Origin of the sequence: Vibrio sp. AH4, from assembly GCF_030710545.1 — a bacterium.
GTDB lineage: Bacteria > Pseudomonadota > Gammaproteobacteria > Enterobacterales > Vibrionaceae > Vibrio > Vibrio metoecus.
Genome location: NZ_JALAIV010000001.1, coordinates 808,797 through 822,871 on the forward strand (window position 1 = coordinate 808,797; position 14,075 = coordinate 822,871).

Here is a 14,075-nt window from a genome sequence, read left to right on the forward strand (position 1 = left end):
TTGCTCCTAAAGTCGAATGCTTGAAACGTAAGCTAGCCCTTTTTTTCCAAGGTAAAAGCTTGATACCCCAGCATTTTCAATCAACGTTTTAATTTCTTGAGCTTTGTCTCGATCCACGTCAATAGTAATTTCCAACTGCCCACTAGCTTTGGTCATCATAGAGGTCACTTCACCTTGCCCTTTTACCTTTTCTTTTTTGATAAAAGGGTTACCCCAAATTGTTTTTTTGGGTCCAGTTGTATATCTATCCATAAAGTCTTTTTTAGTGAAACCTCGTTTGGATATCCCACTGATTCCACCAGCCTTCGTTTTAGCTTTACTCATATTAAATCTGGCTTCTAAGCGGGCGAGCTGAAGATAAAGCGCTGAGCAATAAATGCTAATAGGTGTAATTAAGCCTTTGTTATTTAAATATTCAATATCTGGAAAATTCTCATTTAAGACTTTTAATACTTGAATTAAAACTTCACTATTTTCTACTGCTTTTTCCTGATTAAGCTTCTCTAAGCGATTGATAATACTCAACGGGTTTAACTCAATAAACTCTACAACTTCTGATCGCATGATAATAAAATCACAAAGCTGCTTAAAATCTAAAGCCAACACCCCCCAAAATTGCAGTGAATACTCCGAAGTAAAGATAGGATCAGACACTTTGATCATTCCAGTAAATGCATTCTGGTCAGTGCTACCATTCATATTACGAATAAATGATATTTCATTGGTCAACTGCGGCCTATCTATAAAGCTAACTTTATCTTCAAGTGCTTCGAAATAATAAGTGGATTCGTGCATTTTACTGCGCGCCTGATAAAGCTTTCGTTGATCACCAATCAAACGATTTAGAATACCCATTACTGTATCTAAGGTAGTTTCACAAACCTTAAAGTTCCCTTCTTTTTTTAAGCTCGTCATTGACCCTAAATATTCACGTCCCTTTTTAGGTACTGGTTCATTATTTGAACCACCTAAAAAAGAATTACGCCAACAAGAGTCATATTCAACGGTTATTTTCATGCAACCTCCTATTTTGCATAAAAATACTGTGCAAATGACGTGTACTGTTGATTGATAATTTCTGATTCATCACGCTTAATGCGCATCATTTTATGACTATCATTATAATCAACTGTAATTTCGTCAACATACATATAACCTTTCGCTTGACGAATAGACAAATTAGCCAAACGATCTAATGTTTCGTCAACTAAAGCTTTCACTGCGTCATCATTAAGTAAAATTCCACACTCTCCCTCTTCAAATATCGTGCCTATTCTGACGTAATTTCCGTGAAAAATAGCCTGTGGGTTTAAACAGGGATTAAGTGACTTAATATAGCTTTGTAGTTCAGCGGCAATAACCTCACCCTCGCCTTCTTTGATAACCATTGCGGCACGATCAAACTTCTTATCCAACGATATAAACTGCAACTGTTCAATACTGATGGAACCATAAGAGATATATTCAGTATCACCAAAAGTAGTCTTTGAAAAAAATGATGTGCTATCTCTAGCACCTGCCTGTCCATATTGTTCAAAGTTGCCATTCCCCAATTGATCAACAAAATCTTCTAACAATAGTGGACTGGTGCGCTTACATTGACTTGCAGGAACTACATAACCTCGGATCAACCCCGTAATTGAAGCCAGAACGTTTTTTAGGTTTTTGTCACTAGCAAAATGTAAATCAAAAGCTTGCTCACGAAACAAATGATGTCGAATACAATTTTGACTTATATACAGTGGCGTTTCTTTGAAATTAATGTCAGTTGCTTGTTTTTTATATTTATAGCCAGTTTCATCTTTCACTTTACCGGTTAAGTTGGTATAGCCGCGCAATTTTGGCAAGGTATGATTATCGACTGTTTTACCATCATCTCCAGTTAAGGTTGTAGGCCCATTCCAATTCACTACACCATGACCTAATGCTTTAATTTTAAAATCAACACTTTTAATTCCTGTTACTTTTTGCATAATTTATTCCTCATCTTCTGTGGTTTGATTAATTTGTGTAATGGACATAGCGCCAATAGCTTGCTTCTCGCAAATGGCGTAATAAATTGCATGAGGATGGCGAGCACTTTCGCCGCCTACTTGCAGTAAATCGTTGGAGGTATAACTTAAATAGATCGGTGATTCAGGGTCTCGCGCTTCATTGAGTAAAATCTTATCGGTAAACGCTTTACTCGTGCCCCCAATAATATTGTGATGCTTTTTAAACATATGTGCTAAAAGGTCTTTATCACTTTGGCCGTAACCACAAATAGCACCAGTCGGGTATGTAAGATTGTCGATATTACTTATATCATCCAGTGGAATTGAATAAGCGTAAGCTTCGATATATTCCGGCTTAGCTTGAGTTAAATCTACCACTGCCAATTGCACAAACCGATTATCACCGCGCAGTGAAACTTTGCTGATTTTGGTGCGTTTTTTATCTTTGCTGTTTTTGGGTGGAACGGTTATAGGATCAACTACTTTTAAATGAATTTGCTGCACACTATTTTTTAGGGCGGACACTAAGTCACTCGCAATAAACTCTCGATTACGTTCAGTGTGATGAAATGCAAAATAAAGCTGATAAATCTCTGGCAACGTAAAAGTCTTGCCTGCCAATTCGTTCTGTAAAAACTGATACCAAGCCCGAACAGAACTCAAAGTATACATTTTTGATAGAAATCCCGCTGCCGGACTCTTACCTTTGCCATTAGCGATGGTCTCTGGCACGGCTAACGTATAAGTATTGACATGACTATTTTCACCAAAGCGATCTAAACGGCCTAAACGCTGTAAGCAATCTTCAGCGCTGGTGATTTCGGCCACCATATAATCACAGCTGATGTTAAGCGATGCTTGTACTATAGGCCCACTGCGTAGCACTTCATATTTACGAGTACCCCCGCGCTTGTATGCCTCGTATACTTCAGCAAACCATTTACGCTTATCACTTTTGATAAATTTTGAATGTAGCAATACCGCATTCTCGTTATGCTGATTTGCAATAAAACTGTTTTGTGCAGTGAGCGCCATATTACTGATCACAAAAGTACACCCACTTTGCTGAGCAAATAGCGGGTTTAGCTCGCTTAAATTAGTATCATCAAAGATTTTAAAATCAATCTGATACTGGCTTGGGTTGAACGAGGGCATGACTTTAATATCATCAGGATGAATACCGAGTAAATCTTCAACAAAGACATAATGTGGCGTTGCCGACACTAATAAGGTCTTAGCTTGATCTTGTTGCATTTTTTTTGCCGCAATTAATTCTGCAAATAGCAAATTAAACGCTGGCATATTGACGTATTCATGGAACTCATCAAATACAACATGCACATTTAAAAAATCAATAAGCGTATTCGCTTTAGTGTGACTTATTACTGAGCCAAGTATTTGATCTATGGTTGTGATAACAATATCGCCAGAAAAGTTTTTGTCATCCGCAATAGGGTTATCCCACTGATTATGAAATTTAAATTCACCCGTATTTATTTCAATGAGGCTGTTAGGTAGGTACTGCTCTGAGGTCAACTCATAAAACAATCCTTGGCAAACTTGTACGCGTGGACAAACCCAAATAATGCGTTTAGCGCCCTGCAATTTGGCCCACTCTAAGGCAATTTTAGTTTTACCACTGCCTGCGGCCCCCGCAAGCACTGCAATATCTTCGGCTGAGGTAAGCTGCTTGGCGATATCGTGTTGCTTTTTACTGCGATCACTCGTTGGGAAAAAGGCACTTAAGCAAGTATCAATATCAGAGGTAAGTGTGGTTTCCACTTCCAGTAACTTGGTTACTATTTGATCTAACTGGCGCTCAAATATGGCAGTGTGTAGCTCTTCTGCACTTAATGCCGATATGGCACGATCAGCGGTGATCAAACAAGCACGTACAATGTTGTTTTGTGCATTGACTTTAACATTGCCGCTATTAGCCGATACCGACTCTTCAAATTCATATTCTTTGTAATTTGGCAGGGCTGGTGCATCAGGTAAATTCGCCTCTACATCCTGTTCAACTTCAGCTAAGAAGACTTTTTCAAGAAAACTATCAGTTAAATCACGATATTTTTTATCAATACCTATAACCTGCTTAAGCAGTGTTTGAGCTTGACCTAAAATAGCGCATAGACCCATATTCTTCTGATTTGCCAAGAACTTTTTGCTGATGTCTTTATAGGTGTCAAAGCCATTTTTTTCTTTACGAAATGGCTTCGCATGATGCCAATACACCGCATGCTTTACTGAACGTTTATTACTTGAGTTTAGGAATTTAAGTTCAGCGCTATCAAGCAATTGATAGAGTAACAGAGAGATTTCGTTATGCCTTGGGTGCTTGTCGAAGCTAAATTTAGCATCATCAATATGCTGACCATCGTCTGCTATGTACTCTTTCTTTTTAGGATTGGTTACCCACTCTTGAAACTTAGGATCAATTTTCCCTAAATCATGCAAACAACCTGCAATAAAATTTGTCAGTGAAAGCTGTGTATTGTCTGGAAATAACTGACGGTGCAGTTGCTCGGCAACATAGCCCACCGCAAATAAATGCTCACTCAGTGGCTGTAATTGGGTATTGGCATACAACACACTTTGCTTGGGTTTGTCTGTTGCTACATCCATAAAAACCTCTTTTTCTGTGTAATTCACCGGCACAATGCCCTCACTATTAAATTTCTTTTTATTGCCCACTACCCATAACAACTGACTTCTTGAGCGAGAGCGGATCCAGTGGCAACTGACTGCGGTACTACGGCTGGCGGTTTGGCGAAGCATTTTTTTCACCGTGAGTAGCCCTTCTTCGGTGATAAGGGTTTGCCAGGTGTTATCACCAATGCGGTTGGCGAAGGCATCCAGTACACGGCGGGTTTTCTTGAGGGCGTTTTTCTCGCATTGACTCACAAAGGTGACCATCATAATTGGTGTGCCTCGCGCTCTTCTTCCTCTTTACCTTGCAGTGCGACGTGTTTCACTGTATCGAACATGAAGTCGAGCGCTTTGTGTTCGATGAAGGCTTGCAGAATTTGCTGGCGAAACTCTTGTTCGCTGGCGTTCTCTTTGGCGCAAACAAAAGCCCACGGCAGCACAATGGCATCTTTGATTAAGTCCGCGACATCAAATACCAAAGCGCCTCGGCGGGTTTTGCCATGCATGACAGCAAAGCCGTGCGGAATACCAAGCACCCACAGGCAGCTTGCCGCAAGCCCGTAGGCTAAATAGTTGCCGTGATTGAGAAAATCGTTGGCTTTGTCGGTGCATTTTTTATCCGGCTGATGCTGACGCGTAAAGCCTTCTTTGCCTGTGTTATTGGCGGCGTACTTGTACAGGGCTTTGGTGAGCAGCGCTTCCGTGAGGAGCAGATCGGCTGGTTTACTCGCGGCTTCAGTACGTTGGTGAAAGGTATCAAGGGATTGCTTTATTACTTCATCTTGTAGATTAAATTTCTCAAGCGTTAATTCTCGGTCGGATCGCCAAACACGCTGCAAGTAATCAATCCGTGCGTTTTGAAATTGTTTGGCGGCGGCCAAGCGCTTTTCATCATCAAACCAGAATGAGAGCCAGCCTTGTAAGTATTCTGTTGGGCGATATTCGCTCTGAGGCGTGAACCATTCGACCTCGCAAGCCATGTGCAGTGGCGTACCGCCGCCGCCACAAAATCCAACCAATACGCCAGCCTGTGAGAGCATGCGCATGGCGGCTTGAGTAATGGAGGTGCCATTGCCGAGCATGAGTACGGTGGTGTTGGCAATCGGAATATTGAAGTAGAGGTTTTCTTTGTCGGCTTCGGTCAAGTAGAGCACGCGGCCATCTTTTTGCATCACGCGGCAATATTCCAAGTAATACATATTGGCGCGCTTTGAGTGCAGGATGACTTTAAGATCAGAGGGTGAGAGATCGTCCATTTTTTGCTCCATGCTTAGCGTTCATGCATCTACTTTATGCATCTGTTTCCTAAGCTCAATCCTGCGCATTTATTCAGGTAAAGTAACTTTACCTAAGCGCCCCTTGCCCTCGCGTTCAAATAGCCAAGGTTTAACGTCACATGGGTTAAGCAAAATCAGTTGTTGTGCTTCTGGCGTGCCTTCGAGATAGTGGGTTTTGACTTGCATCTCTTTGAGTAGGTAATCAACCAATGCGGCACGTGTGGTTATACGCAGTTGTCCGTTTTCCATTTGGTAATCGTGGGCGATGACTTCTTTTTGCTCGTCATTTAAGCGTGGATCAGGGGCGAAAATTAAACCCACCTGAGTATTCCAAACCAGATCGTCCTCTTTGGTGTGATCTGAAGTATCGAGTAATTCTGCATCACCGCGGCAACGGCTTAAGACCAAATCGCGATAGTCCTGCGATTTTTCACAGTAGCCACGAACATGCCAACGCAAACCAGTTTTAACCAAGGTATGGGGGTGGAAAATTCGCCCTTCCCATTCGGGATTGGACAGTGACACATAGCCAAGCTCAAGGCGTTTTTGCTGACGAATCGCTGCCGTTAGAACTGCAATCACCTGTGGTGCAACATAGCGCTGTGGAACGCAGCAGTGCTCACCCAGCGCGGCATTGAATGATGACTGAGGCGCATAAAACTGACCCGTACTGAACCATTGCAAATAATGCTCAAGCGAGTGTTTGGGGGCTTCAAAGAGATATTGCGCGCTAAATTGATAAGGGCCAGTCACCATCTTCTTTAACCGTTCAGGATGTTGCTCTTGGTAGGCTCGGATATCCTGATAGGCTTGTTGGCGGGTAATCGAAAACTGATCGACCAGATCTTTGTTCCGAACATAGCCTTGCCACAAGGCTAGCATTTCTAAAAACCGATGCCGTTCTTGAAGAGTGTGTATGGTCAAGCTGTATATGCCCATCGTCTAATAATGGGCATAAGGTAGCATAATCAATAAGATGTGTTCGTGATAGTTTCGACATTACACGTCGAAGTGGTTAAGAACTCAGGTATAGCTATGCCGATTTCATAGGAGACAACGGCACTACGTTAAGTAGTGCAAGCGCTTGCAACTTCTCACCCCAAGCTTCTAATACCACTGACTGCTCTTCAAAGTAATCGTGGTGGTTATATACCCTCAGCATACCTGGTAGCTGGTGGCCGACTGTCTTTTCAATCGCCACAATATCTAATCCCATTTCACTGCAACGACTGATAAAGGTGCGGCGCAGATCGTGTGGTGAGAAACGCTCAAAATCATCCGGTAAGTTACGTTTGATTAGCGCACGTACTGCTGCGGGTTCTTGAACCTTATCGGCCAAAAGCTGAGGCCAAACAAATTTCCATTTGCTTGGCACACTCTCACGCTGCTCTTTAAGAAGTGCCAGAAGATAATCGCTTAATGGCACTTTTCGGCTCTCCTGGCTTTTGGTGTGACGATCCTCTGAGCTGGCAGGTAGCAACCATACCTTTTCTTGCAAATCTACCTCACTCCAGCGCATTTCAAGCACAGCACTAATACGTTGCCCACACCCAAGCAAAAACTGCATTAAACGGACGTTAGAGGGCTCTGTACGCCAGGAAGGCAAACTGGTTAGCAAAGTCTTTAACTCTGAAAAGCTCAAATTGCGTTTTGTGACCTTAGAACCACCACCGACATCCTTGGATTTCAAATGTGGTGCAGGGTGAGCGCCGAGCATATTCAAAGCCAGCGCATGGTTGATCACCTGATTGATGATTTTGTGGCATGCACCAATCGCACCAGCCTTTCTCTTACCATTCTCATCAACCTTGGCATCAAACACTTTGTTAAGATGATTAATTCTCAACTCTTCTAGTTTGATGTGACCAATAAATGGTTTGATATCCCGGATGTAGATTGTCCTCGCCTGTTCACCTCGTAGTTGCTTGGACAAACGCTTCTCATCAAAACTGGCAAAAGCATCATCAAAAGTTTTTGCTTCATCTTGCTCACGCTGTTCACGTACCAGCTCCTGCTTCGGATTTTTATTGTTTTCCAGCCAGCTACGGTAACGCCCCGCTTCTGTTCGAGCCTGTTCAAGTGTCATCCCCGTTTCCGGTTTCAACTTAACATACCGCCCCATGGTGATTCTTTCGTGTTTTTTGCCGACCTGAAAGCGAAAGATCCAAGTCATTGTGCCAGTCGGGCGAACACGAATATTCAATCCTTCAATTTTCTTATCTGGAACTGAGTATTCTTTGTCTTGTACTTTCAATGATTGCAACGTGGCATTGGTGCTAATTCGCTTGGTCATGTTCAAAAACCTCTGCATTTCTGGGTACGGCTCTGGGTACGGCGCGGGGTACGGGAAAAGACGAGTTTTCATTGTACGGCGAAAGACACCATTGGACAAAGTGAAATTAAAAATCAAACAAAAACAATAATTTATAGTTTTAACTTGGATTTTATAGGACGCTGTAAGATTCAGAGTTCCATTTACCCACCATATGGAAGCGGGTGTGATGTTAGAGCGTAAAAAGTAAGTGCATAAAAAAACGAGCCATTAGGCTCGTTTTTTGTTTATGGCTGCCTACCAATGTAACCGAGCTTGCGGCCAATCCAAAAGATCAGCAGTAACACAATCACAATCGATAAGAAGTTAGAACCCTCTTGCGGGTACTGTGCTTTGATAAAAGCCGAATGACCAAAGGCTCCGACGAAAAAACAAGCCAAACCAACTAATGGCACTTCTTCTGCCACTGGATGCGTTAAATATTCTTGATAAAGCATCTGCACTGAAAGCACCAAAGCAATCACAGCGAATAGAGAAAACGGCACCGAGCTCATGGTGAGCCATGAAAGCAAAGCATCACTACACAGGCCAGCGATCAATGCCAAAATTAAGGTTTTACGCTCCGCTCCCATTGATTGAATCTCTTTTTCCATCGGCATCTTCCTTTCCTTTTTCGACATGGATCTATTCTAATGTACTCTTCAAGCGATTGCGTTCACGCTCTTTACGATACCAATGCGCCCCTTTCGCTAACATACGCAGCTGCATGATCAGGCGCTCGGCTAGTTCATCGCGTTCACGGCGATCTAAATCGAGCGCTTCTGCGCCTGAACTAAAGACCAAGGTGACGGAAGCTTCTGCTTGAGTCATCGCCTCTTCACGCGTCATACCGGTCGCAACCAGATATTCGGTGAGCTCAGCGGCAAAATGTTGGATTTCACGCACGACAGCCGCGCGAAACTCACAGGAAGTACCAGAACGTTCACGCAACAGTAGGCGAAATACGTTGGGGCTACTCTCAATGAATTCCATAAACGTTTCAATAGAGGTGCGGATCACGCTGCCTTCCTTGACGATGCGCTGGCGAGCTTGACGCATTAATTGCCGCAGCAGCAAGCCCCCTTCATCGACCATGGTTAAACCGAGTTCATCCATATCTTTAAAGTGGCGATAAAATGAGGTTGGCGCAATACCTGCTTCGCGCGCCACTTCACGTAAACTCAAGTTAGAGAAGCTCCGATCGGCGCTCAGTTGGCTAAAAGCGGCATCAATTAGAGAGCGTCGCGTCTTTTCTTTTTGTTGTGCTCGGATTCCCAACGATTTCATACCCAGTCAGTTCTCAGCTAAGTCGAATAATTTGGTTCATACTATAACCTGATTGGCAGGCTTGTCTAAGCAACAAAGTACACCGCTATGAGACAGCCACCATTTTCGTAAACTCCAACGGGATGGATCTGCGAATTATCGCTAACTCAATGTAATGAAAAGCGATTGAAATAAAGTAATGAGGAACAAGGCTTTTACAACGAAGGCGTGATCCTCCCCACTCTCTGCGCCTTGCATCGTGTTGCCAGAACCGAGAATGCGTTAAAATCTCGCAACAGCAATGTTAAGCAAATATAACAAGGATCAACTATGGGACAGAAAAGCCACTTTGACGTCATTGTGATCGGCAGTGGCCCAGGCGGTGAAGGTGCTGCGATGGGGCTCACCAAAGGGGGAAAAAATGTCGCTATCATAGAAAAAGAGAGCAGTGTCGGCGGCGGTTGTACCCATTGGGGAACCATTCCCTCGAAAGCCCTACGTCACGCGGTGAGCCGTATTATAGAATTCAACAGCAACCCACTTTTTTGCAAAAATAATTCCAGTGTCCACGCTACGTTTTCAACCATCTTAGGCCACGCCAAGAGCGTGATCGATAAACAAACACGTCTGCGCCAAGGCTTTTACGACCGCAATCAATGCACACTGATTTTTGGTGCCGCGCACTTTATCGATGCTCATACTGTTGCGGTAAAAAAAGCCGATGGCAGCATCGACACTTACAGCGCAGATAAGTTTGTCATCGCCACAGGATCACGCCCCTATCACCCGAAAGATGTCGATTTTGGTCATCCGCGCATTTATGACAGCGATTCGATTTTAAGTCTTGAGCACGACCCTCGTCATATCATTATTTACGGCGCTGGGGTTATCGGTTGCGAATACGCCTCAATCTTTCGTGGCTTAGATGTGAAGACGGATTTGATCAATACCCGTGATCGCTTGTTGTCATTTCTGGATAACGAAGTCTCCGATGCCCTGTCTTACCACTTTTGGAACAGCGGCGTCGTGATCCGTAATGATGAAACCTATGAGAAGGTGGAAGGCACCAGTGATGGCGTGATCATCCATCTCAAATCGGGTAAAAAAATGCGTGCCGATTGCTTGTTATACGCCAACGGGCGCACCGGTAATACCGATAAGCTCAATTTAGAATCGGTTGGCTTACAAGCCGATTCACGCGGTCAGTTAGTTGTAAACACCAACTACCAGACTCAAGTTGAACACATTTATGCAGTAGGTGATGTCATTGGTTACCCTAGCCTTGCTAGCGCCGCTTACGATCAAGGACGCTTTGTCGCGCAAGCCATTATTCATGGTCAAGCGGCCCATTTGCTGACCGAAGATATCCCAACCGGCATCTACACCATTCCGGAAATCAGCTCCGTGGGCCGTACCGAGCAAGAACTGACGGCGGCTAAAGTGCCTTATGAAGTGGGGCGTGCATCTTTCAAACATTTGGCGCGTGCACAAATTGCTGGCAAAGACATTGGTAGCTTAAAAATCTTGTTCCATCGCGAAACCAAAGAGATTTTAGGTATTCACTGCTTTGGTGAACGAGCTGCAGAAATCATTCATATCGGCCAAGCGATCATGGAACAAAAAGGTGAAGCCAATACTATTGAGTATTTCGTGAACACCACCTTTAACTACCCGACGATGGCCGAAGCCTTCCGCGTCGCGGCCTTAAATGGCCTAAACCGACTGTTTTAATAGACTCGCGTTTATCCCTTTCCTGCTTGGAGTGACCGCTTAGAGTAGGAAGAGACTGGATAAAGACAAAAAAGGTCTGGTATTAACCAGACCTTTTCTTATCAAGCCGTTACACAATGTGAAATCAGAACTCACCCACCGCTTCTTTCAGCTTACGCATCGCGTTTTTCTCAAGCTGACGAATACGCTCAGCAGAAACACCATACATTTCTGCTAAATCTTGCAGTGTGGTTTTGTTGTCATCATCCAGCCAACGAGCACGCACAATGTGCTGGCTACGCTCATCAAGACTCGCCAGAGCCATACTGAGGCGCTGCGTGGTATGTGCTTCCCAGTTTTCGGCTTCTAGGTTATCGGCTAAATCAGAATGCTTATCTTCGAGATACAGCACTGGCGCAGTGTAGGCCATGCCGTTTTCATCATCCTCGGCGGACATCTCAAATGCAGCATCCTGCGCCGCCAGACGAGATTCCATTTCACGCACTTCAGAAGGTTCAACACCCAATTCGCGCGCCACCGTTTCAACTTCGCCGTTATTAAACCAGCCAAGGCGTTTTTTCGATTTACGCAGATTAAAGAACAGTTTGCGCTGTGCTTTGGTCGTCGCGATTTTCACAATACGCCAGTTACGCAAAACGTATTCATGGATTTCGGCTTTAATCCAATGCACCGCAAACGATACCAGTCTTACTCCCATCTCAGGGTTAAAGCGTTTAACCGCTTTCATCAGACCAATATTGCCTTCTTGCACCAAATCCGCCATTGGCAGGCCATAACCGGAATAACCACGAGCAACGTGAACAACAAATCGAAGGTGCGACAAAATCAGACCTTTCGCAGCCTCGATATCCTCTTTGTAATGTAATCGCTCTGCCAGCTCACGCTCTTCATCAGCAGTCAGCATCGGGTAACCGTTTACTGAGCGGATGTAGCTATCTAAGCTGTCTTGGGAAACAAGAGCCATTGGATACGCTTGGTTAGTCATTCAATTCCTCATCATTCTCTGATCTGGATACGCTGTTTTACCGCAACAAGCTTGAACCTAAAATGAACAGGTTTCAAGTTTGACTGGTCATTATGCATAAACAAAAGGGCAACTCAAGTTAAGCACTGCCTCAACTTTGAATCAGCCGCCCATTTATGACCATCATCACTTAAACAGGTTCAATTTCTTTCAGATGTCGTTTCGCCGACACGTTTGCCGCCACACACCCTAGAAATACGCCGAGCATCAACAGCAGTAGTGATTCATCCCAGCCAAGGCCGATCAAACGGAAACGGCTGTCATACAACTGAGCGAGTGCTTCCACCGCGCCATTGAGTAAAACCGTCATTAATGCTGTCAATAGCCATGCCGCCACGGCACCGAGCAAACCAAACCACATCCCCGAATAAAGGTAAGGACGCAGAATATACGCATCGGTCGCGCCGATGAGTTTCATGGTTTGGATCTCTTCTTTGTTGGCTTGTACGTTAAAACGTAGCGTATTGCCCACAATCAAAAATACCGACATCAGCATTAAGCTGGATAAACTTATCACCACGATGGTCGCCAAGTGGCGAATCGCATCTAAGCGGGCAAACCAATCCTCATCCATGCGCACATCCGTCACACCTTGTTCTGCTTGCAGCGTTTCTGCCAGAGCTTTGATCTGCTCTCGGCTATCCACTTTAGGCGTCACCACTAACACCGCTGGCAAGGTCGCGTTATCGAGCAGACTGATCGCTTGCTCAAAACCCGCGTACTGACTTAAGTCATCCAGACCTTGCTGGGGCGAGATGTATTTCACCTTGGCAATTTCATCACGCCGCTCAAGATCATCTTTCAGCACAATCACGCGGGGCTCTGCAATATCCGTTTGTAAGTAAACACTCAGCTGAGAGGGCCCTGCGACTCGCTCGGCAACCGAAGCAATATTCTTACTTAGCAAATACAAGCTTGCGGGCAGTGCCAACGCCATGGAGATCACCGCTAAGGTCAAAATGTTGCCCAGTGGACGTCGCCACAAAGCAGCAAAGGAAGCTTTGGCTTGCTTGAAATGAATCGCGAGAAAACTATCGGTTTTGGCTCGTTTGACATCGCGCGGTTTGCTTTTGGTGGCTTTGCTGATTTTCTTATTGCCCTGCTTAACGGCCATAATCCGCGACCTCACTTAAAAAGCCCTGATTGAGTTCCAGATGACGATATTGCGGACGCGAATTCACCAGATGAATATCGTGCGTCGCCAGTAGTATTGTGACCCCAGCGCGGTTAAACTCTTCAAACAAACGCAGCACTCGGTTAGAAAGCTCAGGGTCAAGGTTACCGGTTGGCTCATCCGCCAGTAGTAGTGTTGGACGGTTAACCACCGCACGAGCAATCCCAACTCGCTGTTGCTCACCGCCAGAGAGCTGACTTGGCAAACAGCGGGCTTTATCGAGTAAGCCGGTTTTATCGAGCGCCGCCGAAACACGGCGCTTAATATCATTTTCCGAAATGGATTCAATGCGCATAGGCAGTGCAACATTGTCATAGATGCTGCGATCCATCAGCAAGCGATGGTCTTGGAACACAATCCCAATATTGCGGCGCAAAAACGGAATATCCTTGTTTGGGATTCGGGTAATGTCATGCCCATTGAAGCTAATTTTGCCGTCGGTTGGCCGCTCAATGGCACAAATCAGCTTGAGCAGGGTACTTTTCCCCGCCCCAGAATGACCGCCGAGGAAGGCCATTTCACCACGCCGCAAGTGGAAATCCACTTTCTGCAGCGCTTGTCGCCCACCTCGATACGCTTTACTGACTTGCTGAAATCTGATCACGCCGTCTCCCCCTGACAAGGCTGGCACACTATGCCAACTCAGATT

12 protein-coding genes are annotated in these 14,075 nt (G+C 44.7%); 1 reads left to right on the forward strand and 11 read right to left on the reverse strand.

Annotation, left to right across the window (positions count from 1 at the left end):
• Nucleotides 1–6: 6 nt before the first annotated feature.
• The 8 genes from cas5fv to fabR all read right to left on the reverse strand — a co-directional run bounded on the left by cas5fv (nt 7) and on the right by fabR (nt 9,518).
• On the reverse strand, nt 7–1,017 hold the full coding sequence (cas5fv, locus tag MKA69_RS03855) for a type I-Fv CRISPR-associated protein Cas5fv (RefSeq protein WP_305847526.1): 1,011 nt from the start codon (nt 1,015–1,017) through the stop codon (nt 7–9).
• An 8-nt stretch (nt 1,018–1,025) separates the two neighbouring features.
• Nucleotides 1,026–1,973 carry a type I-Fv CRISPR-associated protein Cas7fv gene (gene cas7fv, locus MKA69_RS03860; RefSeq protein ID WP_305847527.1) on the reverse strand — a complete coding sequence of 316 codons (948 nt, stop codon included), beginning with the start codon at nt 1,971–1,973 and terminating at the stop codon, nt 1,026–1,028.
• A 3-nt stretch (nt 1,974–1,976) separates the two neighbouring features.
• Nucleotides 1,977–4,913, reverse strand: a complete 2,937-nt coding sequence (locus tag MKA69_RS03865) for a CRISPR-associated endonuclease Cas3'' (RefSeq protein WP_305847528.1) — start codon at nt 4,911–4,913, stop codon at nt 1,977–1,979.
• Nucleotides 4,910–5,899: a type I-F CRISPR-associated endonuclease Cas1f gene (gene cas1f, locus MKA69_RS03870; protein ID WP_305847529.1), complete on the reverse strand. Its 990-nt coding sequence runs from the start codon at nt 5,897–5,899 to the stop codon at nt 4,910–4,912. The genes MKA69_RS03865 and cas1f overlap by 4 nt, the downstream gene beginning before the upstream one ends.
• Nucleotides 5,900–5,968: 69 nt before the next feature.
• Nucleotides 5,969–6,802: a WYL domain-containing protein gene (locus tag MKA69_RS03875; RefSeq protein WP_305847530.1), complete on the reverse strand. Its 834-nt coding sequence runs from the start codon at nt 6,800–6,802 to the stop codon at nt 5,969–5,971.
• 151 nt (nt 6,803–6,953) lie between these two features.
• Nucleotides 6,954–8,213 (reverse strand): site-specific integrase, encoded by a 1,260-nt coding sequence (locus tag MKA69_RS03880; RefSeq protein ID WP_305847531.1) that lies wholly within the window; start codon nt 8,211–8,213, stop codon nt 6,954–6,956.
• Nucleotides 8,214–8,479: 266 nt separating this feature from the next.
• The gene (locus MKA69_RS03885) at nt 8,480–8,851 is read right to left on the reverse strand and encodes a YijD family membrane protein (protein ID WP_001131966.1); all 372 of its coding nucleotides are present in this window, start codon (nt 8,849–8,851) and stop codon (nt 8,480–8,482) included.
• Between the two features lie 25 nt (nt 8,852–8,876).
• Complete coding sequence (gene fabR, locus MKA69_RS03890) at nt 8,877–9,518, reverse strand: HTH-type transcriptional repressor FabR (RefSeq protein ID WP_000838358.1); 642 nt, start codon at nt 9,516–9,518, stop codon at nt 8,877–8,879.
• A 309-nt stretch (nt 9,519–9,827) separates the two neighbouring features.
• On the opposite strand from fabR, the gene sthA reads away from it, so the two are divergent.
• Entirely contained in the window at nt 9,828–11,228 is a 1,401-nt protein-coding gene (sthA, locus tag MKA69_RS03895; RefSeq protein WP_000529910.1) for a Si-specific NAD(P)(+) transhydrogenase, read from the forward strand.
• A 124-nt stretch (nt 11,229–11,352) separates the two neighbouring features.
• On the opposite strand, the gene rpoH is transcribed toward sthA, so the two are convergent.
• The 3 genes from rpoH to ftsE all read right to left on the reverse strand — a co-directional run bounded on the left by rpoH (nt 11,353) and on the right by ftsE (nt 14,030).
• Nucleotides 11,353–12,213, reverse strand: coding sequence for an RNA polymerase sigma factor RpoH (gene rpoH / locus MKA69_RS03900; RefSeq protein ID WP_000184362.1), 861 nt, complete (start codon nt 12,211–12,213; stop codon nt 11,353–11,355).
• A gap of 169 nt (nt 12,214–12,382) precedes the next feature.
• Nucleotides 12,383–13,366, reverse strand: coding sequence for a permease-like cell division protein FtsX (ftsX, locus tag MKA69_RS03905; protein ID WP_154173115.1), 984 nt, complete (start codon nt 13,364–13,366; stop codon nt 12,383–12,385).
• Nucleotides 13,356–14,030, reverse strand: a complete 675-nt coding sequence (gene ftsE / locus MKA69_RS03910; protein ID WP_000617862.1) for a cell division ATP-binding protein FtsE — start codon at nt 14,028–14,030, stop codon at nt 13,356–13,358. The genes ftsX and ftsE overlap by 11 nt, the downstream gene beginning before the upstream one ends.
• Nucleotides 14,031–14,075: the final 45 nt, after the last annotated feature.